The 24,892-nt window shown below is 57.3% G+C and carries 13 protein-coding genes; 10 read left to right on the top strand and 3 right to left on the bottom strand.

The features are described from left to right. Nucleotides 1-57 precede the first annotated feature (57 nt). The 3 genes from metE (at nt 58) to JX292_RS05875 (ending at nt 6,629) form a co-directional block, all read left to right on the top strand. Nucleotides 58-2,385, top strand: coding sequence for a 5-methyltetrahydropteroyltriglutamate--homocysteine S-methyltransferase (metE, locus tag JX292_RS05885; protein WP_204862480.1), 2,328 nt, complete (start codon nt 58-60; stop codon nt 2,383-2,385). A gap of 570 nt (nt 2,386-2,955) precedes the next feature. Continuing rightward, the gene (locus tag JX292_RS05880) at nt 2,956-4,401 is read left to right on the top strand and encodes an MFS transporter (RefSeq protein ID WP_204862479.1); all 1,446 of its coding nucleotides are present in this window, start codon (nt 2,956-2,958) and stop codon (nt 4,399-4,401) included. Nucleotides 4,402-4,646: 245 nt separating this feature from the next. Continuing rightward, nucleotides 4,647-6,629 (top strand): M13 family metallopeptidase, encoded by a 1,983-nt coding sequence (locus JX292_RS05875; protein ID WP_204862477.1) that lies wholly within the window; start codon nt 4,647-4,649, stop codon nt 6,627-6,629. 148 nt (nt 6,630-6,777) lie between these two features. Here the strand turns inward: JX292_RS05875 and JX292_RS05870 are convergent, their stop codons facing one another. Continuing rightward, nucleotides 6,778-9,858, bottom strand: a complete 3,081-nt coding sequence (locus JX292_RS05870) for a glycoside hydrolase family 2 TIM barrel-domain containing protein (protein WP_204862475.1) — start codon at nt 9,856-9,858, stop codon at nt 6,778-6,780. 327 nt (nt 9,859-10,185) lie between these two features. Between JX292_RS05870 and JX292_RS05865 the strand changes: the two genes are divergently transcribed. Continuing rightward, the gene (locus JX292_RS05865) at nt 10,186-11,661 is read left to right on the top strand and encodes a glycoside-pentoside-hexuronide (GPH):cation symporter (protein ID WP_239653668.1); all 1,476 of its coding nucleotides are present in this window, start codon (nt 10,186-10,188) and stop codon (nt 11,659-11,661) included. Nucleotides 11,662-11,772: 111 nt separating this feature from the next. On the opposite strand, the gene JX292_RS05860 is transcribed toward JX292_RS05865, so the two are convergent. Then, a complete protein-coding gene (locus JX292_RS05860) occupies nt 11,773-12,501 on the bottom strand; it encodes a DUF6318 family protein (protein WP_239653667.1) in 729 nt (242 codons plus the stop codon). 144 nt (nt 12,502-12,645) lie between these two features. Continuing rightward, nucleotides 12,646-12,864 (bottom strand): transcriptional initiation protein Tat, encoded by a 219-nt coding sequence (locus tag JX292_RS05855; RefSeq protein WP_204862473.1) that lies wholly within the window; start codon nt 12,862-12,864, stop codon nt 12,646-12,648. Nucleotides 12,865-13,374: 510 nt separating this feature from the next. On the opposite strand from JX292_RS05855, the gene JX292_RS05850 reads away from it, so the two are divergent. The 6 genes from JX292_RS05850 to JX292_RS05825 all read left to right on the top strand — a co-directional run bounded on the left by JX292_RS05850 (nt 13,375) and on the right by JX292_RS05825 (nt 24,827). Further along, on the top strand, nt 13,375-14,034 hold the full coding sequence (locus JX292_RS05850) for a hypothetical protein (protein ID WP_204862471.1): 660 nt from the start codon (nt 13,375-13,377) through the stop codon (nt 14,032-14,034). Nucleotides 14,035-14,394: 360 nt separating this feature from the next. Next, entirely contained in the window at nt 14,395-14,781 is a 387-nt protein-coding gene (locus JX292_RS09010; RefSeq protein ID WP_239653666.1) for a hypothetical protein, read from the top strand. A gap of 89 nt (nt 14,782-14,870) precedes the next feature. Further along, a complete protein-coding gene (locus JX292_RS05840) occupies nt 14,871-15,563 on the top strand; it encodes a hypothetical protein (protein WP_204862460.1) in 693 nt (230 codons plus the stop codon). A gap of 350 nt (nt 15,564-15,913) precedes the next feature. Then, the gene (locus JX292_RS05835) at nt 15,914-18,895 is read left to right on the top strand and encodes a chitinase (RefSeq protein ID WP_204862459.1); all 2,982 of its coding nucleotides are present in this window, start codon (nt 15,914-15,916) and stop codon (nt 18,893-18,895) included. A gap of 149 nt (nt 18,896-19,044) precedes the next feature. Beyond that, entirely contained in the window at nt 19,045-20,322 is a 1,278-nt protein-coding gene (locus tag JX292_RS05830) for a molecular chaperone Hsp90 (RefSeq protein WP_239653665.1), read from the top strand. A 116-nt stretch (nt 20,323-20,438) separates the two neighbouring features. Further along, nucleotides 20,439-24,827, top strand: coding sequence for an FtsK/SpoIIIE domain-containing protein (locus JX292_RS05825; protein ID WP_204862457.1), 4,389 nt, complete (start codon nt 20,439-20,441; stop codon nt 24,825-24,827). Nucleotides 24,828-24,892 lie beyond the last annotated feature (65 nt).

Raw genomic sequence — 24,892 nt, 5'->3', positions numbered from 1 at the left:
GGGCCGGCAGGGCCCGCTGATTCTCCCAGTTCTATCCCCAGTAAAGGAATATGCACTATGTCTAACGTTGCTTTCCCCGCCGCAACTATTGTTGGCTACCCCCGCGTGGGCCGCTTCCGTGAGCTGAAGAAGGCTCAGGAGGCTTTCTGGAAGGGCAAGGCCACCCTGCAGGAGCTGCAGGACACCGCCGCTGACGTGCAGCGCACCTACTTCGAGCGCGTGACCGCCGCCGGTCTGAAGGCTGATAACTACTCGATTCCGGCAACCTTCTCCTACTACGACCAGGTGCTTGATGTAGTTCGCCTGTTCACCCTGGTTCCCGAGCGTCTGGCTGAGGCTAAGGATGCACGCGGCCTGCTGGATCTGCCCGGCTACTTCGCACTGGCGCGCGGTACCGAGACCCTGCCTCCTTTGGAGATGACCAAGTGGTTCGACACCAACTACCACTACCTGGTGCCCGAGATTGGTGCGTCCACCGAGATTAAGCTGAACCTTGAGGCTATTGACGAGCAGCTTGAGGTTGCAAAGCAGGCTGGCGTGAAGGTTCGCCCGCAGATTGTTGGCCCGCTGACCCTGCTGCTGGGCGCTAAGGCCGAGCAGGGTTCCGCCGAGGACTTCGCACCCATCGACCTTTTGGATGAGTTTGTTGCCGCTTACGCTCAGGTGCTGGAGCAGCTGGCTGAGCGCGGCGTTGAGTGGGTTCAGCTGGATGAGCCGGGCCTGACCGTGGACCGTGCCGACAACGCGAAGGTTGCCAAGCTTGCCGAGCGCACCTACCGCACCCTGGCTGCCGCCGAGAAGCGCCCGCAGATTCTGGTGACCAGCCCCTATGGTTCCCTGCGTGAGAACCTGCCGGCTCTGCTGGGTACCGGCGTTGAGGCCCTGCACCTTGACCTGGTGCACGGCGTGTACTCGAAGGCTGAGCTGGAGTCCGTTTCTGCCGCCGGCGTGCACCTGGTGGCAGGCATCGTGAACGGCCGCAACGTGTGGCGTGCCGACGTTCGCGCGGCGCTGAAGACTCTGGAGGCGCTGCCCGGCGCATCCGAGGGTGCCGTGTCTGTGGCTTCTTCGACCTCGCTGCAGCACGTGCCGCACGACCTGGCTCTGGAAGACCCGGCCGAGGTTCCAGTGGACGGCCTGGCATTCGCTGACCAGAAGGTCGCTGAGATTGCCCTGCTAGCTCGTGGCCTGGCTGAGGGTGAGGCCGCTGTTGAGCCGGAGCTGAAGGCTGCTGATGAGGCGCTGGCTCGCTTCGCCGCTGACCCGCGCAAGCACAACGACGAGATTCGTGCCCGCGCCGCAGCTGTGACCGCTGAGGACTTCAACCGCCCGACCATTGATGTTCGCCGTGCGGCTCAGGCCGACCTGAACCTGCCGAAGCTGCCGACCACCACCATCGGCTCCTTCCCGCAGACCGCTGAGATTCGCCGCCGCCGTGCGGAGGCTCGTGCGGGCAAGATTTCCGTTGAGGAGCTGAACGGCTTCCTGCGTGACGAGATCGCCTCGGTCATCAAGCTGCAGGAGGAGCTGGGCCTGGACGTGCTGGTTCACGGTGAGGCTGAGCGTAACGACATGGTTCAGTACTTCGCCGAGAACTTCGACGGCTTCGCAACCACCCGCCACGGCTGGGTTCAGTCCTACGGTTCGCGTTGCACCCGCCCCTCGATCCTGTTCGGTGACGTGAAGCGTCACGGTGAGGGCCTGCGCGGTGAGGCGTTCACCGTTCCATGGAGCTCCCACGCACAGTCGCTGAGCGAGAAGCCGGTCAAGGGCATGCTCACCGGCCCGGTGACGATTCTGGCCTGGTCCTTCGTGCGTGACGATCAGCCGCGCCGCGAGACCGCTAACCAGGTGGCTCTGGCGCTGGCCGACGAGATTGCCGACCTGGAGGAGGCAGGCATCCGCATCATTCAGGTGGACGAGCCGGCTCTGCGCGAGCTGCTGCCCCTGCGCCGCGACGAGCAGCCGCAGTACCTGGATTGGTCGGTGAACTCCTTCCGCCTGGCTACCAGCGGCGTGAAGGATTCCACCCAGATTCACACCCACCTGTGCTACTCGGAGTTCAACGAGATCATCGACTCGATTAACGCTCTGAACGCTGACGTGACCAGCATTGAGGCGGCTCGCTCGCACATGGAGCTGCTGGCTGACATTCCGGAGACCTTCGTTTCTGGTCTGGGCCCGGGCGTGTGGGACATCCACTCCCCGCGTGTTCCTTCGCAGGAGGAGATTGAGTCCCTGCTGAAGGCTGCGATTGGTTACGGCACTATTGCCGACCTGTGGGTGAACCCCGACTGCGGTCTGAAGACTCGCGATTACGAGGAGACCAAGCAGTCTCTGCGTCACCTGGTGGATGCCACCAAGGCGATTCGCGCTTCTCTCTAGGTTTCCCGCCCGGAGAGCTTTAGGTTCCGCTACCTGCTGCGGGTTGACCGGATGATGGTTTGCTCGCGGTGATTCGCGGCAGGTGGCGGCGGTTCGGCTTTACGCCGGTATGCGTACCGACTGCACGCCGAACTTTTGGGGATAGATAACGGGTCCGCCCGCACGGCTTCTTCTGCACCGTGCGGGCGGACTTTTTTGTGTAGTATGTGGGCGCTAACTGTTGGTGAGGCAGGTGTCTGCCGGGGTGTTTGTGGTGTGCTGATATCGGGGTGTTCAAATGGTTTTTTATTTGAACTTAGGGTATAAATTACTCTAAATTTAAGTGTGGTCTGACCAAAACATGCACTTGCTCGACAGGGAAAGCATTTATATTCATTGCACTATACGTAGCACTGTTGCCCAGTAGACAGATGTACATCACACAAATTCAGCACTTCCCTGTAATTCCGGGGCAAAAACAGTATTAAAAGAATAATCACTCTGAATATCTGTTCATCCTAGTGAACATTATACTGAAAACATTCCCATTAAATTAGCATTTTTATAAGAATCCGTTTTTAGAATTCGAGCATGACTACTACCGCTTCATCAAAGAAGAAGAAGGGTTCTGTACCCCGCTGGCTCGCGATTCCGGCACCCAAGCCTCAACTGGACGAGGCAGAAGTTTCTGCAAAGTACCCGCGCATGCGCCTGCAGGTCTTCATGGGTATTTTCATCGGTTACGCGACCTTCTACCTGATTCGTAACAACGTCCCGCTGGTCACCCCGATTCTGACCAAGGAACTCGGCTTCAGCAACGCCGCGATTGGTGCACTGTCCACCGCACTGCTACTGGCTTACGGCTTCAGCAAGTTCTTCACCGCAATGATTTCTGACCGCTCCAATGCGCGTCTATTCTTGCCGATTGGTCTGGTGCTCTCGGGTGTTGCAAACATCCTGCTGGCGCTGACCGGCTACATGGGTGAAGGTGCCGGCGCGACGGGCTACGCTGCCGCTATCGCCTCCATCATGGCGACCATCATGGTCCTCAACGGTGTCTTCCAGGGCATGGGTTGGCCGCCCTCGGGCCGTGTGCTCGTGAACTGGTTCTCCACCAGCGAGCGCGGCACGAAGGTTTCCTGGTGGAACACCGCCCACAACGTTGGTGGTGCGCTGTCCGGTCTGCTGGTTGCGTGGGGCTTCTCTATGTTCGGCAAGACCTGGGAAGTTGCCTTCTGGTTCCCGGCTGTTATCAGCTTCGTTCTGGCGTTCGTCGCATGGCTGCTGATTCGTGACAACCCCGAGGCGGAGGGTCTGCCCACCGTTGACGTGTACCGCAACGACCCGCACAAGGTTGAGTCCACCGCTGAGGATCGTGCAGAGTCCACTTGGACCACCATCCGTAAGCACGTGCTGACCAACTCGACCATGGTGTACCTGGCTCTGGCGAACGTGTTCGTGTACACCCTGCGCTACGGCGTGCTGGTGTGGGCGCCAAAGTACCTGCACGATGTGCGCCACGCTTCCCTTGAGGGTGGTATTGCGGGCTTCTCAATTCTGGAGCTTGCCGGTATTGGCGGCACCGTCCTGTGCGGTTACGTTTCTGACCGCATGTTCAAGGGTCGCCGCTCCCCCGCGGGCATCCTATTCCTGGTTGCGACCGTCGGCGCGATTCTGCTGTACTGGCTGCCCTCTTCGGATGCACCCCTGTGGATTGCTTACGTTGCGTTGGCTCTGATTGGTGGCCTGATTTACGGCCCGGTCATGCTGATTGGTCTGCAGGCTATTGACCTGTCCCCCTCGCACGTTGCGGGTACCGCTGCGGGCTTCACTGGCCTGTTCGGTTACGCGCTGGGTGCAACTCTGGCTTCTGCCGGTATCGGCATTATTGTTGACCACTGGGGCTGGAGCACCGCGTTCGTCTTCATGATTGTGTGCTCGGGTCTGGCAGTTCTGTTCCTCTGGCTGGTCAACGGTGCTGAGAAGCGTCTGATGGCTGAGCGTGCAGAGAAGCTGGCGGCGAAGGCTCAGGCTTAAGCGAATAGTGCTTCTTCTTTCCTGAACTGCTCAACAGTTCGGGGGTAGATGTTAACCCGCTTGTACGGTTGTGTGACCGTGCGGGCGGGTTTTCTGCATCCTGGCGTACCGCCTTCTCTGCCGCCCGCGTAGCCCGCTGAGGAGCGGCAAAATGCCCCTGAGAAGGGCCTGTTACCGGTGAGCCAGCATCTGGTGCCGCGCCGGGCATCCTGTGGCTTGCGGGCGTAAGAACATAGAATGGAACTATGACTACTAACTCTGGAATCACTAAAGAATGGGTGGATGAAACCGTCAAGCCGGGCGACGATTTCTTCCGCCACGTCAATGGTAAGTGGCTGGCAACCCACGAAATCCCGGCGGACCGCCCCAAGGATGGCGGCCTGTACACCCTCCGTGATAACGCTGAGAAGCACGTGCGTGAGCTGGTGGAGAAGATTGCGAAGGAGCAGCCGGAATCCCGTATCGGCGCGCTGTACAACTCCTTCATGGACGTCGAGAAGATTGAGGCAGACGGCCTGGAGCCGCTGCTGAAGGAAATCGCCCCGATTCTGAACTCGGCATCCCCCTCCCACCTGGCTGTGACCCTGGCGCTGCTGTCTCGTGCGGGCCTGCCGCAGCTGTTCGCCTGGTACACCAGCAATGACCCGAAGGACCCGAAGAACTACACGTTCTTCCTGTACCAGTCGGGTCTGGGCCTGCCGGACGAATCCTACTACCGCGAAGAGAAGCACGAGCAGGCATGCGCGGCGTACGTTGAGCATATTGCCCGTATGTTCCAGCTGACCGGCCTGGCGGAGGGCTTCGGCCTGGCTCCGGAGCAGGCGGCTCAGCTGGTGTTCACTCACGAGTCTGAGCTGGCTCGCCTGCACTGGAACGTTGTGGAGAACCGCGACGCGGAGGCGACCTACAACCCGTACCAGGCAACCGAGCTGGAGGAGAAGTTCCCCGGCTTCCCGTTCTCCCAGTGGTTGCTGGCTCTCGGCGCTGACCCGGAGACCCTGGGTCAGGTTATTGTGGGTCAGCCATCCTTCTTTGAGGGTGCGGCGAAGCTGTTCACTTCCATCCCGCTGATGAGCTGGAAGCTGTGGGCTGTGTGGACTGTTCTGCGTTCGCGTGCGCCGTTCATGTACGACGAGCTGGTTCAGGAAAGCTTTAACTTCTACGGCAAGACCCTTTCCGGTACCCAGCAGATTCGTGAGCGCTGGAAGCGCGGCGTGGGCGCTGTCGAGAAGGCTCTGGGTGAGGAAATTGGCCAGGAGTACGTGGCTGTGCACTTCCCGCCCTCGCACAAGGAGAAGATGCTGGTTCTGGTCGGCAACCTCCTTGAGGCGTACCGCGAGTCCATTGAGTCGCTGGACTGGATGACTGAGGCAACCCGTCAGAAGGCACTGGAGAAGCTGTCGAAGTTCGTCACCAAGATCGGTTACCCCGATAAGTGGCGTGACTTCTCCGCACTGGAGCTGGTGCCCGGTGACCTGTTTGAGAACCTGCGCCGTACCGGTGCGTTTGACGCTGACTGGCTGATTGCCCGTAAGGGTCAGCCGGTGGATAAGTCGGAGTGGCTGATGACTCCGCAGACCGTGAACGCGTACTACATGCCGCCGGCGAATGAGATTGTGTTCCCGGCAGCGATTCTGCAGCCGCCGTACTTCAACCCGGATGCTGATGATGCGGCGAACTACGGCAATATCGGCATGATTATTGGCCACGAGATTGGTCACGGTTTTGACGATCAGGGTTCCCGCTATGACGGCGACGGCAAGCTGGAGAGCTGGTGGACTGAGGAGGATTACGCGAAGTTCAAGGAGCGTACCGCAGCCCTGGTGGAGCAGTATAACGCGTACGTTCCGGTGGGTCTGGACGAGAAGTTCCACGTGAACGGTGAGCTGACTCTGGGCGAGAACATTGGTGACCTGTCCGGCATGTCGATTGCGTTGAAGGCGTACCGCTTGGCTCTGAAGAAGCAGGGTATTGAGTCGCTGGCTGATGCGCCGGTGATTGACGGTATGACCGGTATTCAGCGTTTCTTCTTCTCGAATGCTCGCGGCTGGTGCACGAAGTCCCGCCCGCAGCATGCTGAGGTGATGATTTCGGTGGATCCGCATTCGCCGGATGAGTTCCGCGTGAACGGTGTAATGCGCAATATTGATGAGTTCTATGAGGCGTTTGGTGTCTCTGAGGGCGATGCATTGTACTTGGCTCCGGAGGAGCGCGTGCGCATCTGGTAGCATCCCAATAAGGGTATATGCTTTATTGCGTATATAAGTGAGGCGCCCGCCTCGTGGCTTGAAAACCACGAGGCGGGCGCCTCTTTTCTAGAGAGCTGTGGACGCTACACGGAGGTAGGCGTCTACTGCTACTGTGCAGAGCGTTGCGTTAGATAATTTCTAGCGCAATGTCCATGTGCAGCGGCTCGGTTGCATCGATGTGGTACTGGCTGTGTACCGGCGAACCCCACGAGTCATCTCCACCAACACCGAGCTGACCTGCCAGGATACGCAGGTAGGTGCGGTTGTTTTCGGGCAGCTCCCACTGGTAGGAAGCTTCCTCAATCTGGTAGGAGGAGTAGGGCAGGAGCGATACGTGCAGGCCCTCACCGGCAGTCTGCAGCTGGCGGACACGGAAGCCGTGGTTGCTGTCGTTCGTCACTTCAGCCCAACGGACACCCATGTGGTTGCCGCTTTCCTGAGGTACCAGGTACGGTGCGTAGTCCTGCTCGGGGGTGCTTTCCCACACGCCCAGGCGGACACCGCTGCAACGGTCGGGGTAGGAGTCGCCGGGGCCGAGGCCGTAGTAACGCAGGTGCGAGAACTCGCCGGGCAGTGCCCATTCCAGACCGAATGCGGGCAGGGACGGTGCGTCCTTCTCGCCGGGGTAGTCGATGGTTACTCGCACGTTGCCGGTGCTCTGTGCTTCGTAGCGGACCGTAACAGCGGTGTGAGCGGGGGTTGCCAGCTCGTAGGTGTAGGTCACTGCCACGCTGTCGTCGCTGGGCTGCTCGACAGCAACGTTTGCGCAACGGGCGTAGCGGCCTGCGACGGTCCACTGGGCGCGTTCGAAACCGTGTCCGGCGCCGCGGTCGTTGTCGGTCAGGGGCCTGAAGGTGGTGAGCTTCGGGGGGCGAATAACGTGCTCGGTGCCGTTGTGTACCCAGGAGACGATGCCGCCCTGAGTGCGGGACAGAATAACTTCAGCCTGGTTGTTGCGCAGACCGACGTTCCAGCGGCCGACGGTCACCGTCGCATCTGCTGCGTCTTCAGTGGTGTTTGCTTCAGCCTGCGATGCGGGGATGACGTACTGGCCGAAGGCAATTTCGTGTCCTGCAGGAGCCCATGCGGCGTCTTCAGTGAGCACGAGGCTGACGTCCAGGGTTACTTCTGCGTTGTCGGCAGCGTATTCTTCCAGGGGCCAGGGAATTGCCAGCTCGTGGGTGGATTCGGGGGCTACGTCGAAGAAGTAGTCTTCCTGCCACTGAGGAACGCCGTTGACCAGCAGGCTAGCCTTGAAGGTGTAGTCTGCGGTGGAGGTGAAGAGGCTGTCGTTGACGACCGTCACGCCCTTCTGGTCGGGGGTGATGCGCAGGTTGGAGTACACTGCCTTCACTTCAGCGGCCTTGGGGCTTACCTTGCGGTCTGCGAAGAGGATACCGTCACCGGAGAATTCGTAGTCGCAGGGGCGTTCGCCGAATGCGCCACCGTAGGCGAGGTATTCGGGGGCGCCTTCGCTCTCACCGGGGTGCCAGAGTGCCTGGTCGATCATGTCCCAGATGAAACCGCCCTGGTAGTGGGGGTAGCGTTCCAGCGCGACGTATTCGTCGATAGCGCCGACCGAGTTGCCCATTGCGTGCATGTATTCGCACATGATGAAGGGCTTCTTGGGGTCGTTCGACAGGTACTTTTCGACGACATCGGTGTGGATGTACATACCGGATTCGATGTCGGTGACGTCATCAAATTCGCGGTGCCAGGTGATGCCTTCGTAGTGTACGGGGCGGTTGGGGTCCAGTTCGTGGACTCGGCGGTACATGGAGCGGAATACTTCGCCGCCGTATGCTTCGTTACCGAGCGACCAGATCACTACGGAGGGGTGGTTGTAGTCGCGGCGAATCATGGATTCTACGCGGTCAACGCAGGCGCCTTCCCATTCCATGCGGGAGCCGGGGATCGTGGTCTCGGGGGTGGGGATGTCACCGGGGGTGCACCAGGAGCCGTGAGTTTCCAGGTTCGCTTCGTCAACCAGGTAGATACCGTATTCGTCGGCCAGGGCGTAGAAGCGTGAATCGTTGGGGTAGTGGCTGGTGCGGATAGCGTTGATGTTGTGCTGCTTGCAGAAGAGAATCTCTGAAGTCATGTCTTCAACGGTCAGGACGCGGCCGGTACGCGGGTGGAACTCGTGGCGGTTGACACCCTTAAAGATGACTCGGTGACCGTTGAGGGTCATGATTCCGTTCTCGATGCGGAAGCGACGGAATCCGACGCGCTGGCTGGTGGATTCTACGGTCTTGCCGTCGTGGAGCAGGTCCACCGTCAGAGTGTAGAGAGAGGGCGATTCAGCCGACCAGGGGGAAATGCCCTCGAGAGCATCGGAGGAGATGCGCACGGATGCATCTTCGGCGGCGACGGTACCAGACCAGATGACCTGGGTGCCGTCAAGGACGCTGGCCTGCAGGGTGTACGCCTTGATTTCTTCACCGTTGAGGGTGACCAGAGCATCCAGGTGTGCTTCGCCGGTGGGTGCGTCGTAGTCTGCTTCAACGGTGAGGGAGGCGATGCTGACTGCGGGGCGGGCTACCAGGTTCACGGCGCGGAAGAGGCCGTGGAAACGCCACGAGTCCTGGTCTTCCAGCCATGAAGCGCTCGAGTATTCGTAGCATGCGACGGTCAAGGTGTGGTTGCCTTCTGCGTCCTTGCTGACGATATCGGTGATGTCGAAGGTGGTGGTGGTGTAACCGTCTTCTGCGTAACCGACGAAGGTGCCATCAACCCACACGTAAATTGCGGTTGCGAAGCCTTCGAAGGCGAGTGCGACGCGGCCCGATTCGCTCAGCATCTTCTTGAGGTCTCCCTCCAGGGTGAAGTGCTTACGGTAGAGGGCTACGTGGTTCTTCTCGGGGATGTGAGGAGCTTCGGGGTTTTCGTGACCGTCCCAGGGCATCTGGATGTTGACGTAGGCGGGGCGCCAGAGTCCTTCAGTTTCCAGGGTTGCGGGGACGGGGATGCTCTGGTAGTCGCTTTCGTCGAGGGCGGGGGCGGCGAATTCTGCGGTGGTGAGGTCAATTTCTGAGGCCCATGCAGTGCGGACAGCCCACGTGCCATTGAGGCTCTGCTGGGGGTTTGAGGAGTGATGGTCGGAGTGCGCTGCTTCCCTGTTGACAGCGTACACAGTGGGGTCCTCAAGCCATGCTGCGGAGGGTGACTGGGAGGAGACTACGGGAGTCGTCCGTTCGGTGGAAGACATGGCTTCCTTCCTCTCGTATACATCATTGTTTGTGGTCCACTTAAGGATGCCGGAAGGCGATGATGAAAACAAGGACATAGGACCTTCAACACAAAATTGTGCATATATGCGCCGTATCTGAAAATTTCATTTGAGTATCTGATGGTGAAATCTTCTCAACCCTCGTTCAACGGTTAAAGAAATATTCACAAAATTCCTGCAAGTGCATAACTTGAATCGATATACTTAAGGCATTCAATAGCCCTTGGATAAGGTATAAAACACATTTATCCATCAAAGCTTACGACACGCTTTTCCACATCTATGTCAACCTCGAAGGAGAAGGCGATGGCAGGCCAGAACACCTCTGGAGCCCCCGCGACTGCGGAGCACTCTGCTCCCAAGCGCAAGCCGAAGAGCCTCATGGTTCAGCGAATCTCATACGCATTCGGTAACCTGGGCCAGGCAGCATACTACAATGCACTAAGCACTTACTTTGTGACGTACTACGCTGCGCAGACCCTGTTCTCAAGCTACGAAAAAGATGAAGCGGCCGCGATGATCGGCATTATTACGTTTCTTGTCTTTATTATTCGTATTGCAGAGATTTTTATTGACCCGCTGTTGGGTAACCTCGTTGATAACACGAAAACCCGCTGGGGTCGTTTCCACCCCTGGCAGGTTATCGGTGGTGTCACTTCGTCGATTCTCCTTTTTGCGATTTTCACCGGTCTCTTTGGTCTGGTGAACACCGACAAGACCCTGTTTATCATCGTCTTCATCATCGTCTTCATCCTTCTGGATGTTCTCTACTCCCTGCGTGACATCTCCTACTGGGGCATGATTCCGGCGCTTTCGTCGTCTTCGCGTGAGCGCAGTATCTTCACCTCTCTGGCTACCTTCACCGGTTCGATTGGCTACAACGGCGTGACCACCACCGTGGTCCCCATCCTGGGCTTCTTCAGCGGTATGGCTGGTGCAGAGTCCAACTCGCAGGCTGGTTGGACTGCCTTCGGCGCTATCATCTGCATCCTGGGTATTGTGACCGCACTGGCTGTGGCTTTCGGTACCACCGAGCAGGACAGCAACCTGCGTACCCACTCTGAGGAGGGCGGTAACCCGCTGCAGGCTTTCAAGGCTATCGGCCAGAACGATCAGCTCCTGTGGATTTCGCTGAGCTACCTGCTCTTCTCCATTGCAAACGTGGCAACCACCGGCTTCCTGCTGTACCACTTCATCTTCGTCATCCGTGACAAGGAACAGTACTCGGTCGTTGGTCTTATCGCATTCATTACCGGTCTTGTGCTGGCTCCGCTGTACCCGGCCATCAACCGTTTCATCCAGCGTCGCTACCTGTACCTGTGCGGCCTGGCCATGATGATTGTTGCCTACATTCTGTTCATTCTTTTCCCGCAGAACTTGGCTCTGGTCTACGTGGCACTGGTGCTGTTCTACACCCCGAACACCTTCATCCAGATGACCGCTATCTTGGCGCTGACCGACTCCATTGAGTACGGCCAGCTGAAGACCGGTCAGCGTAATGAGGCAGTTACCCTGTCCGTCCGCCCGATGCTCGACAAGATTGCTGGTGCTCTCTCTAACAGCATCGTGGGTGCGGTTGCTGTTGCTGCGGCTATGACCAACGGTGCAGATCCTAATAGCCTCACCGCGCAGAACATTCAGACGTTCAACACGGCTGCTTTCTATGTGCCGCTGGCCGTTATTGTGTGCTCGTTCCTCGTCTTCTTCTTCAAGGTTTCTATCTCTGAGAAGGAACACGCGAAGATTGTGAAGGAGCTTGAGGAGAAGCTTGCTTCTGCATAGGTAGAAGCGGGGTAATTCTTCACCGTATTAGAGAGGTGCCCACCTCGTGGTTTATTCCACGGGGCGGGCACCTTTTAGGTGTAGAAGCTATATGCTTCTAGGCTGAAGCTTTTAGGAAGCAGAAGACGAGGACGAAGAAGAAGCACGCATACCGGTCAGCTTCCACGCGCCGTTCTCGTACACGCCGTGCAGGGTGCGCTCCACCTCATCCTTACGCTCCGATTCAGAGGGAGCTTCCTGCACGCGATCCTTGCTTGCAATGAACTCGCCGGGGTCCATGGTCATGCGGATATCCCAGTTGTAGGTGTCGCCCTCACGGGTGGGCTGCGCGGTGAGCATGGTGATGGTGACAGCCGCGTCGTGCATCCAGGCTTCACCCTTAACCAACTTTTCACCGATGGTGCCCTCTTCCGGCTCAATCATGCTCTTCAGCTCGGACTTATCGAGTGCACATTCACGCAGCGGCTCAGTCTTACCGGTACGCATGTAGTATTCCATGGCTGCGCCGAAGAATGCGATGGACTGGTACAGGCCTTCCACGCTGTTCTCGTTGGCGACGGCGGGCTTGGTCGGCACGGGGGCGTTCTTGGACGGCTCGGTGCGGGTTGCAGGCTGGTAGTCGGAAGGCTTGGAGGTGTAGCCGTCGAGGGTTGCAACGCCGGAGTAGTCGCTACGTGCGGTCTTAGATGCGGAAGCGGAAGCAGAAGCGCTACCGGATGCAGATGCAGAGCCGCTGGTTGCCTGGGGCTGAGCGCCACATGCGGCCAGGAAGGTTGCGCCACCGGCGGCCGCGATGAGGCCGAGCGCGGAGCGACGGGTGAGGGGGCTGATCTTATTCATGAGTTCTCTCTATCCGTGGTGGTGGGCGTACCGTGCGGAAGGTATAGCATGATACGCCGAAAGGCGGCGCCACAGGTGTGTGGCACCGCCTCCTAGTATATGTTTTCTTGCCGAACGCGGGGTTATCCCGGTTAGGCATTTGGTTTAGTTACCGCCGTTATCGACGATGATGACGCGATTGCGACGACCGTAGCGGGCGTTGTAGTGGTAGGTGTAGCGGAAGGCCGGGCGGTAACGGACGGTGGGTCGGTTGTAGTAGGCCTGCGCGGGGGTGAGCAGCGCGCCGAGGGCGGTTGCTGCGCCAGCACCGGCGGCGGCCAGGGCTGCGCGGCGGGTAAGCCGTGCGGACTTCTTGGTGGTCATGATGCACCTTTCGAGGTTGGTGTTTCTGTAGAGTGAGCGGTGGAAGTGCGGTGTGCGACCGTACCTTGAACCTTTTCTTATTCTAGAGGTTAAACGTTAAAGTTTTTGCGTGCGGAGTGCACCTTCTAGTTAAGGCTTAGAGTATGCGGGCTGGTCCGCGTTTTTCCGGCGGGATTTTTGCTGAAATATTAGTTTGTCAACACGCCGTATACGGCCCGGATTCTAGCGTTTTGCGGGGTGAATTTTGCGCGCCGATGGGGGCCGGTTCGCCGCAGAGTCGACCCTCCGGCTAATGGTCGCTCAGTCTTCACCCGAGCCTTGCACCCAGTTAACTTTCTGGTCAGATACCATGCGATAGGCTAAAGATGTGCCCGCCACCTCACCGTAGCGAGCACGATTCACCAACCACCACACAAGGACGTACACACTATGAGCACGGCTGAAGTAAGCAGAAAAGCGTACTCCGCTACCATCGCCGACTCCAACTCGTCTGAAGGAGCGAATAGCTAAATGATGTCTCAAGAATTTGCTATTACCTTTTGGGGCGCATGCTCCCTCATCACGATTATTTTCACGCTTTTCACCCTGGCCGCCTACATCATTAATCGACGCCGTGACGCGAAGAAGAAGCGTGAAGGCGTCTACATTAGTCGCGTGCAAGCGCTGCTGGCGTACATTATTGTCTTTATCCCGGGCTTCCCGATTATCCGCTATTTTTTGTCGCTCAACGGCCCCGAGACTAACTCTTTTATAGACATTGCATCCATACTCATGACTGCTTTCCTCTTGTATTACCTGTGGAGCGTTAACGCCACGTACTTGAAGATTTCTTCTGAAGGTATTGAGCAGCGCACCCCCATTCGCGGATCGAGGATCTGCCCCATTGGCGCGATTGATAGCGTCGTGTATAGCGAGTCCACGGATGAGGATACCCGAAGCCGCACCTGGTTCCTCACCAAGTCGGGGGCGCGTATTAACCCGTTGAACCCGAATTATGACGAGTACTATCTCTTGCTTATGACTCGATTTAGGATTGAGTACGGGCGTTGGCCTTACCTGGATATTCCGGCTGACGTTGATAAGGTGAACCGGTTGGATAACCCCGCTGAAGTCATTCCGTACTTCAAGTTCCGTAAGAAAATCTCGGGTCTGGCTGAGATTGACATGTAGCCCGGTTCGCAAGCTGAAGGCTCCGGGGATGCGCGGACGGGGTGCGCGCTCTTCCTATTTACCAACCACACGAAATGAGAACCCACCATGCGCATTTTCTTGATTATCTTATGGGGCATTATGGCCTTCATCTCGGTAACCGGGACGCTCTACATCATCATCAATTACGAGATTCAGCGATGGAAGGATAGAGCGCGCCGCCGCCAAGGTGCGTACATCCGACGAGTTAATCAGGCAGAGGCTCTTCTAACAATATTTACCCCTGGATTTCCGTGCCTTTTTCTTTACCTTCATCTTGTTGACGAGGGTTCTGCGGGTATCTTCTATGAATCAATTGCATTACTTCTGTCAATCGGACTTATGATGTATGCCTGGTATGTGCACGTTGCCTACGTGAACATCTCCCCCGAAGGTATTGAGCAGCGCATGTGGTCAGCACGCACGACCGTCTATCCCTTCAACGCTATTGACGGCATTGAATACTACGAGGCAACCTCTACAGACGACCAGGACCTCGTGTCTTTCTACAGTAAATCCGGAAAACTCATTGCCGCTTTCTGCCCGATTATTCACAAGAATTACCGCCTCATGGCGATTGTGCGGTTCAGGATTGAGAACGACCGCTGGCCTGATATGAATAATCCGAGTGATGTTGCTCGGGTGGATGCTCTAGATAGTGGCCCTGGTACAGTTCCGTATTTTAGGGAGCGGAAGAAGGTTACCGGCCTTGCCGACGTCGATATGTAGCCCGCTCGATAAGCGCCGACTACCCCCTACGTCCAAAGAGCCACAACCGGCACGAACACCACCAACACCGCGAAAGAGGAGCACGCATCATGCACACCTTTTTCCTTCTGCTCTGGGGCACCTACACCCTCGCATCAATCATCGGCGCCATCACTATCATTGTTCTGCATGATAGGCACCTGCGCCAGGACATGAAGCTGCGCGACGAGGGCATCTACATTACGCGCGTGCCCCGCCGTGAAGCACTCATAGGCCTTCTCACACCCATATTCCCGGCAGGTTTCTTCGCTCTCTACCTCTACACGCAGGTTGAGCTCGGTATCCTCTTCAACCTTCTGATGTTCATCCTGCTACTCGTCTTTCTCTACCACTTTCTGCACGTTCACCTGGTGTACACGAAAATCACGCCAGACGATGTGGAGCAGAAGCTCTCGCCGTTCGCCGCCGTGACCTCCTACCCGATTAGGGCTATCGATCAGGTTTTCTACTTCCAGGGTGATGCGGAGGAAGAATTGGAATGGACTGGGGTAGGGTCTGACAAGGCCACCTTCTACACCAAGAAAGGTAAGGAAATCGCTAAGCTTGACCCCGTTGGCAAGAACCACCGGCTACTGGCCATCGTACGGTTCCGGCTCGAGTTTGACCGCTGGCCCGATATGCGGGACCCGCAGGATCTGGCGTGGGTTGATACGTGGGATAACCTCGAGTGGACGCAGCCCCTGTTCAGGAAGCTATACAGAAGGCGCAACAAAATCACCGGCCTAGCGGATATCAAGATGTAGTGCCGCACGGCAACAACCCCCATGCATAGAGAAAGTTCCTGGGCTGGGAAATAACCTCAGCCGTGGGGTTTTTCTATGTCGAATAGAGTTCGGTAAGTGCACTAGACTGAAACGAAATGAAAAATACCTTTAACTATCACCTCAAGGTTGAATTGAATATCCTGATGAAGCACCAACTAGGAGGAAAAAATATCAACCTTCCCATATTGGACTGATAAAGTGGTACGGGGCTTTTTCTCTTTCCGGCTTTGCCCCTGACCCTTTCCACTCAGGTGGGCACTCTACAGTGGTGTTTCAGACTTGCCGCTGTTATGTGTCTGCACGGTATATAACTCAACGAAAAGATCACCATGACCAACCACACCACAGCGCGTCAGCGTCTACTCCGATTCCCTTTGATTTTGGGTGTCACTACGGCACTGATTTTCTCGTCTTGTTCCACGGGCACGAACAACAATAGCGCCCCTTCCGATAAGGGCACTGTCACTTCCCAGAGCCCCCACCAGGTGAAGAACGCTACTAATGTTCTGCAGAACGTGAATATTCAGATGGGCCGTGACGGCGATGTCTCTTCGATTGAGTCGACCAACATTTACGTTAATGACAAGGACCGCACGAGCTCCACGAGCAACGTTCAGTTCAAGCCCAAGGACGTCGTCAATGACCTTCCCGTGCGTGTAAGCCTGCAGTATTCTACCGAGCGCGGTAGCGGCACTAACCTGAATGATTTGAATGGTTATAGTGGCGAAATCACGATTAAGGTTACGGTTGAGAACCTGACGGTGAAGACTCAGGACGTCACCTATGATGCATCCGGTACCAGCCGTACTAGCCCCGCACCGGTTGGTACTCCGTTCTCCATCGCTGCTTCTACCGTTCTTTCGGGCTCTCCGACCCAGGTTATTACGACCCCTGATGCCGCTGATTCGTCGACGAATGGTGTGGTGAGCACCAATGATGAAGGCAAGGCTGTTGTTCAGTGGGGCGCTATTTCAGCGCCTCCGGTGACCGGCAGTTCCTCTTCATTTGTGTTGAAGGTTAAGGCGAAGGATTTTAGCGCACCAACCTTCAATATTTCGGTGCAGCCTGGCTTTGCCTCCGATTTGTCTGGTGCGGGAATCATTACTAATGGCTTCACCTCTCAGGATGCGTCTCAGGTGGCGCTTCTGCAGCGCACTATCGATACCGTCAACGATGTTAATTCAACGTTGAATAGCGCCAGTTCACAGGTTGCTCAAGTGCGTCAGAACCTGGATGATACGTCTGCAACTTTCGGTAAGGATGTTGCCGAGCATCTGAAGACTCAGAATGAATCATTGACAAAGACCATGCAGGGTCTGCAAGCGAATATTGAGAGCCTTCAGAAGGACCTTTCTGAGGCTTCGCGTACCAATAATTCTCAGCTGATTTCCCAGCTGGAACGTACTGTCGCGGCTCTTCACACCATGCTGGGTGATACGACGGCACGCCCCAATGTGTCCGTTTCGCATAGTGATGGTCGTTGTGTTGTTCATCGTGAGGAGGATGCAAGTAGCCGTAGCGTGTACGGTAACTTGGTTCAGCTCTCTGCGGTCCTGAACGCGTATGCGGAGGCAAGCTCGGACTGCCAGCAGGATCTTACGGCTTCGATTCGTGAGATTGTGGGCCCGGAGCATCCGACCGCCGAGACTTGCTCTTCTAACGGTTCGGTGACCTGCGCCCTGTTCGGTGCGTCGGTGACGGTGCAGAGCTCTCTGATTGCACTGGTTACTACCGGTGAGAAGATTGTGGATCACCTGCAGCCGGAGTATTTGAAGGGTGCGAACAACAACTATTCGGCGTTGAAGCGTCAGATGGATGAGATTGTTCAGCAGATGGAGAAGGACCCGTCCTCTCTTGACGCTGATGCTGTGCGCGCTTTGCGAGAGAAGGTCAGCGTGGCTCGTCAGGGTGTGAACCAGCTGAAGGAAACGTCGAGTCGTCTGATTGAGAGCATCAAGAACGTTCATTCTCGTGCGGCTTCCGCTCGTGCAGATTTGGTGGAAGGTTCTGGTTCCATGAGCGCCCAGAACAAGGAACTGGCGGAGCAGCTTTGCGCTCTGTCGACTGAGCGCGGCGGTTCTCTGTCTGCTGAGCAGGTGGAGCATCTGCGTGGATACCTGACGGCTTCTTCTTGTGGTGGCGCGGCTTCGCCGTCTGCTGCACCGTCTTCTGAGGCTCCTAGCCCTGCGCCGTCTGAGTCTGCTTCTACGACCCCTTCCGCAGAGCCGTCGAAGAATGAAGCGCCTTCTGCCGAGTCTACCGCTACTGAAGGTAATACGCGTTCCATCACGGTGGAGAACGCGAACAGGCGTACCATCACCCCAAACACCTCTGCTACACGTACTCCGATGGAGCAGCGTATCGCCGCGGCCGTAGCAGCATGGGATGAAGTCCTTGCCGCAACCTCTATGGATGACCCCAAGGAGGGCCTGGCTCGCGACGCCAAGAATCTTAACGATGCTGTGAACGCGGTAGATGGTGCCCTGGGCGAGGTTGAGAAGACCCTGAACGATGCCGCAAACGCGCAGAACCAGGACGCGGAGAAGAAGGAAGAGCCTACTGAGGAGGCTAAGGTTTCTCTGCGTGATCGTATCCATTCAGCTTCGGATACTGTCAATGCTCTGGGTAAAAACCTGGAAGATATGACGAACACGCAGGCAGATCTCTCCAGCGCTATTAAGGAAGCGTTCAAGGACTCTGCCAACGAAACTCGCGACACCCTAACGGGCATGATTAACGAGGAAATTCGTAAGGTTTCGAGTAACGGTTCGTCCGCCGCCTCGACTGCCCAGGAGGCGTTCGCCGCATCGATTGCAGGTATTACTGATACCGCGAATACCGTGGTTCAGGTGGCTGGCGATTCTATCGAGGTTCAGCACAAGGATATGAATGAGCGTATTGAGGGTCTGCGCCAGTCCCTGGATTCGGTGACTGAGCGTTCTCTGGTTGCTCTGAGCACCCGCGCTGAGAACGCTACCCGCGATTTGGCTGGTGCATCCGTTCAGCTGAATAACGACCTGTCGAAGCTCATGCTTGATTTGGGCGATAGCAACGCTGAGGGCGCTGGCCTTTTGGGCGCACTCAAGAGCAATAGCGCGAAGGCTGGTGCGGCTGATTATCAGCTTGCTTTGGCGATGCAGAACGCTCAGGGTTACACGAACCTCCGCTCCGAGGATATCGCTGCTCTGCAGAAGCGTCAGGCGCAGTTCAAGGCCTCGCTGCAACGTCTGCGTTCTCTGCCTACCTTCCATCTGTCGAATGCCGGCAGTGCAGAGGTGAAGACAGTGTACACCTTCCAGATTGGTGATTAGCCGTGGGGTTTTCCCCTCATTTGGGTTCTGATTCAGGTCCTCACCGCCGCGAGGGCAAGCGGCTCACTCAGCGCACCGTGGTGTGGTATGTCAGTCTGTGTGTGCTGTTTAGCCTTGCGGTGGTGGGGATCTGGTATGGCGTGCGCGCTGTGACCCCTCAGCCTTTGCCGCTTGGCACGGGTACGAACCCTGCGTCTGCGGTGACGGTTCAGCAGGCTATTTCTCTTCCGGCCTCTGGTCGTGAGCCTGTTATTGGTGTTGTTGCTACTTTTGGTGATGATGCTGAGGGGTCTGCGTGGCGTCTGAATGCTCAGGGTGCTCGTGTTGCACAGTACCGTCTGGCTTTGGGTAATTCTTCTGTAAAGGTTCTTTATGCGAACGATAAGGGAACGGAGCAGGGTGCCCGTGAGGCGGTAGAGAAGCTCTCTACTGAGGGTGCTCTGGGTATTGTGCTTGCTTCTCGGGGTGAGCATCTTCGGGGTGCTACGGCTGCTGCTAAGGAACGCAATGTTGCGGTGATTGAAACGTATGATCGGGTAGATGCTGGCGATGGGGTGTGGAGTTTTGCTCTGGACCCTGAACAGGAGAAGCAGGTCTATACGGCTGCTATTCGTTCGCTTGCCGGTGCATCTAGCGCGGGTTCTTCGCAGCGGCTTGATGGTGTGCGCACCATTCTGTTGGATGCAGGTGAGGGCTCTGCGCCGGACCTTCCCTATACGCATCGCGTTCAGGTTTCTGCTGATGAAGACAGCATGAAGGACACTCTCAAGGAGCTAACGCGCCTTCTGGGCGATAAGTCTTCGGGCTCTTCTCCTGTTCTGGTTTTGACGGGATCGGCATCGACTCAGGCGAAGGTGCTTCGTTCTCTTCAGAGGGCGGGCATTACGTCTCCCGTGATTGCGGGAGAGGAAGCTTTGACAGAGCCTTTTATGCGGCTTCTTCTGGAGAACGGCGGTTCCCTGACCGACAATATTCGCATTGTGGGGCGCGTACAGGCACGTGCGGCGGCGTTGAGTGCTGATGATGCCGGTCGTGCTTCTTCGGCATTTGTGTCGACGGTTGAGCGTATGAAGAATGATTCTTCGCTTAAGGATTTGTCAGGCGAACAGGCGTTCTCAAAAGCGGCAGCGTGGGCGGATGCTCCCTCCCATAACGCGCTCTTGGCTTTTGCGTATGCCACGAGCCATGTTCGTGAATACACTCCCGAGGCGGTTCGACGGGTTCTAGAAACCCTTCGTCTGGACGCTAAAGATTCTACGGTCGCGTATCCGTTGGATTTTTCGTCTTCCTACGCCGCGGGCGGGCAGGTGGGTCTTCTTTACCCGACCGCGGAAGCTTCGATGATTCAGGGCGGGTCTTCCTCAACGGATGCGGTGAATCCGCCCGTGTGGATGCTTCGCACGTTCACTTCAGAATCTCGCGACTAGCCTTTCCACACGGAGCCTACTGTGCAGAGCCAGCCCATAACACCCCAGCTTTCGGGTATCACTTCTAGTCCGTTCACCAGCGGGGCTCACGATTTATCTATTTTGGAGAACACCTTATGCGCTTTTTCCTTGATCTTGAAGAGCATAACGGGAGCTATGAACTAGACTCCTGGCAGCCTGAGACGACCATCGCTGATCTCGTCCAGGCGACCGGTGGCTCCTCCCTGCCTGCAGACGAGCCGCTGTACTGCGATAACCGCCCGGTGACAGCCTCCTCTACCCTGGCGGAGGTCAAGCCGATGGAGGGTATGCGCATCTCTAGGGCACCGCTCTCCTACCCTTCCCTGGTGCAGGGCTGGAGCATCTGCTTGAGCGGCGGTTCGACGGTTACCCTACCGCGCCCTATCCCTTCTTCGCGTCCTCTGGTGGCGGGTCGTTCCCCGTACGCCGACATTGTGCTACCCACAGCGAGCGCATCATGGGAGCATCTGCACCTGCAGGTGGTGCATGATGAGTCGACAAACACTCAGAAGGTGCGCATCACTGACCCGGGTTCTACGAACGGTAGTTTTGTGGAGGGTCAGAAAATCCCTGAGGGGGGTCTGACTGTTTCTGAGAGCACCACGATCCATGTTGGTGATTGCGTTCTGACCCTGCGGCCTGCTCCTCAGGAGAAGGCCGCACCTCGCCCCGGTAGCGCCCCGAATGTGAGCGCATCGGGCACCGCGCCGTTTAACCGTCCGCCGCGTCAGGGTGCGTTGAGCGCCCCGGAGAAAGTGGAGGCGCCCACCCGCAAGAACGTTTCTGACCCGCCAAAGTTCAATATTGCGATGGCGGTGGGCCCGATTATTATGGCGGCGGCAATGGTCGCCATTATGCAGGAGATTCGTTACGCCCTTTTCGCGATGCTCAGCCCCATTCTGAGTATTGGTATGTGGGTGGAGCAGAAACGTCGTCACGCTAAAGATAAGGTGAAGGAGCGTGTGCGTTTTGAGCAGGAAATGGAGAAGTTCAAGGAACGTATCGCTCTGAGTAACCGTGAGGAAATTGAGCGTCTTCACGACCTTGCCCCGGCACCGGATGCCGTTCAGCTGCGGGCGCTTCTTCCTGCAATGACGCTGTGGCGTCGCCGGAGCACCAGCCCTGACCTGTTGACTTTCCATGTGGGTACTGGGCATATTCATTGGGCTCCTGAGCTGACGAAGCCGAACAATCCTGAGCCTGAGGTTCAGCATATTCTTGAGCACAATACCCTGTGGGATACCCCGCTGGTTGCTGACCTGCGTGAGGGCGGCGCTATCGGTATTGTGGGTCCGCGTGAGCAGTCTCTTGCCCTGGCACGTAGCCTAGTGCTGCAGGCGGCGACCCACACGGGTCCTGCGGATATGACGATTGCGGTCTGTGCTGATTCGGCGCGCTCGCAGGACTGGGTGTGGACGTCGTGGCTTCCGCACATGCATATGGCGCAGAACCAGCAGATGCGTTGGTTTGCTTCTGGTAAGGAGCAGTCGGATCAGATGCTGCGCTCTCTATACAACGGCATTGAGTCTCTTCCGACCCGCGGCCTGTGCGTGGTCGTTGATTCGGATACCTTCACTGAGGGCCGTGAGTCGCCGGCACGCGACCTTCTGGCGTACGGCGATGAAGTGCGTCTGATGGCGAATAAGACTGCTGCTGCGGGTGCTCGCCGTGTTGCCGGTATTGTGTTGGCTTCTTCTGTTGACCGTCTTCCTGCGTCGTGTACTTCGGTCGTGGAGATTGGCGAGGAGGCTTCTATCACCTATTCGGAGCCTCGCCGCCGTTACACGGTCACTGACGGTGTGCTCGCCGGTGTGAGCGCTGAGGATGCTCTTCATGTGGCGCGTACTTTGGCGCATCATGAGGACCCTGAGCGTCTGCTTCTGGGCGGCGGTTTGCCGCAGCTGGTGAAGCTGCCTGAGCTGGTTGGTTTGCCGACCCCTCCGAGTGCTGAGGATATTGAGGCGTTTTGGTCGCAGGCTAATGGTTTCAGCACCGAGATTGGTGTAGGCGACTCTGGTGCGTTCACGCTGGATTTGGTGAAGGACGGTCCTCACGGTCTGGTGGGTGGTACCACTGGTTCGGGTAAGAGTGAGTTTTTGCGTTCGTTGGTGGCGGGTTTGGCTGCGCACCACGATCCGAGCCGTTTGAACTTCATTCTGGTTGACTTTAAGGGTGGTGCGGCGTTTAAGACGTGTGAGCGTCTGCCGCATACGATTGGTACTTTGAGCAACTTGGATGCTCAGTTGGCTCACCGCGCTATTGAGTCGTTGGAGGCGGAGATGGACCGTCGTCAGCGCCTGTTTGCAGCCGCTGGCGAGGGTGTGGATAACATTAAGGATTATTTGGCGACAAACCCTCCGGAGCCGATGCCTCGCCTGTTGCTGGTGATTGACGAGTTCGCGATGCTGGCGAAGGACTTCCCGGATGTCCTGTCGTCGCTGGTGAGTATTGGTGCGGTGGGTCGTACCCTGGGTGTGCACATGATTTTGGCGACTCAGCGTCCTGCCGGTGTGGTGAATGATGACATTCTGGCGAATACGAACTTGCGTGTGGCGTTGCGTGTGCAGAGCCGTGAGGATTCTTCGAACGTGATTGGTGTTCCGGATGCTTCGGAGATTTCGCGTTCGCAGATGGGTCGCGCCTATGTGAAGCTGGGCCAGAATGATATTTCGCCGGTGCAGACTGCCCTGGTGACGGGTCAGAGTGGCACTGAGGTGGTGACTTCTCTGGAGGTTCGTGCGACCGATAGTATCGGTATTCCTCGTTCGGAGCGCGCTCGTCCGAAGGTGTCGTCGAATGATGCGAATGACCTGGATCTGCTGATTGATGCTGTTGTGGCGGCTCATGCGGCTCGTGGCGCGGTTGCTCCTCGCAAGGTCTGGCCTGAACCGTTGGGTTCGTATGTTGATTTGGCTGATTTTGGTGTGCGTGGCTTCCCCGATCCGGATCTTCCCACTGTGGGTGGTGTCCGGGACGGTGTTCTGATGTGCACTTTGGGTGATGAGCCTGAACTGCAGCGTCAGGTGCCTATGGGCTGGAATATTGAGATGAGCAACCTGCTGTTGGTGGGTGTTGCCGGTAGTGGTACGACCACGACGATTCAGTCTGTGGTGCTGGGTTTGGCTCAGCATTATTCGCCGGAGGACATCGATATTGTTCTGATGGATATGGGCGCTGACGGTTTGCTGGCTCTACACTCCCTGCCGCATGTTGTGTCTGCTGTGGGTACCGGTCAGGGCGCCAGGGAGCGTCAGGCCCGTTTCTTGCGTTTTGTGAAGTCGGAGCTTGATGCTCGCCGTGCTGATGCGTCACGCCGTAAGCCTCTTTTCATTGTTTTGGATGGTTTTGCGACGCTGCGTGATGAGTTCTCTGACGCTGTGAGCATGGATTTGTTGGCGAATTTTTACCGCGTGTATGCGGACGGCCCTGCTGTTGGTATTCACTGCGTGGTGTCGACGAGTCGCGCAAAGAATATCCCCTCGCAGATTCTTGATGCTTCGTTGCAGACGTGGTTCTTCCAGCTGAGCGATATTCACGATTATTCGTCGTACGGTATTCGCGGTACAAATGTGCCAGCCGCCATTCCCGGTCGTTGCGTTGATCCGAAGCATCTGCGTCAGATGCAGGTGGCTACTCCCGCTGTTGGCGTGGAGGAGGCCGTCTCTATGGTTCGTGAGCGCTTCCCGCAGGCTCCTGCTAAGCGTGATGTGATTGGTCAGCTGCCGTCGTGGGTTACGTGGGAGAGCATGCCTGCTGCCGAGTTTTCTCCGAGCCTGTGGCGTATCCCTGTGGGTATTGCGGAGGCTACGTTGGAGGCGTGTGCTTTCGAGCTGTATGAGGGTGAGCACGCCATGGTTGCGGGTAATCCGCGTTCGGGTAAGTCTTCTCTGCTGGTTGCGTTTGCTCGTCTGGTTTCTCGGGCGAGGGCAGCGGCGAAGCAGGCGGTGTCTGCGGCGTTGGCGTCTGGTGATGCCGCCGCGGCGGAGAATGCACGCATGGATGCCGCTGAGGTTCCGGAGGTTTGGGCTGTCTTCGATCAGCGTTCCGGTCTGGTGAATGCGCCGGAGGGCGTTTTTGACCGGGTGTTTGAGAGCAAGAATGCTTCTGCTCAGGTGCAGGCGGCTTTGCAGGATGCCGCGGGCCCGGTGCTGTTGCTGATTGATGACGGTGACCGTGTGGATGACCCGATGAACGTTTTTGATGCGATTGTGAAGGGTGATTTCCCGGACGTTCACATTATTGCTACGGGTAAGCCGACTGATTTGCGTCCTTTGTATAGCCATTGGACGAAGGCTATTCGTAAGTTCCGTACGGGTGCCGTGGTTCAGCCGAATGTTGATATGGATATGGACATGTTCGGTTCTATTCCGAGGCGTGCCCCGGTTCAGCTGAGCGTTGGTCGTGGCTATGCGTTCCTTGCCGGGTCGCCGGTTCTAGTGCAGCTGATGAGCCCTGAGGATTCTCAGCACCGTGGCGGGCTGTAGGGCTTGTCTGGCGTGTGGTGAGGTATCGTGTAACTTTACCGGCCATTTTGCTGTAGGGGTCGCCC

This window comes from Rothia mucilaginosa (assembly GCF_901875305.1).
Classification (GTDB): domain Bacteria; phylum Actinomycetota; class Actinomycetes; order Actinomycetales; family Micrococcaceae; genus Rothia.
This window is presented reverse-complemented; position numbering and strand designations above follow the sequence as displayed.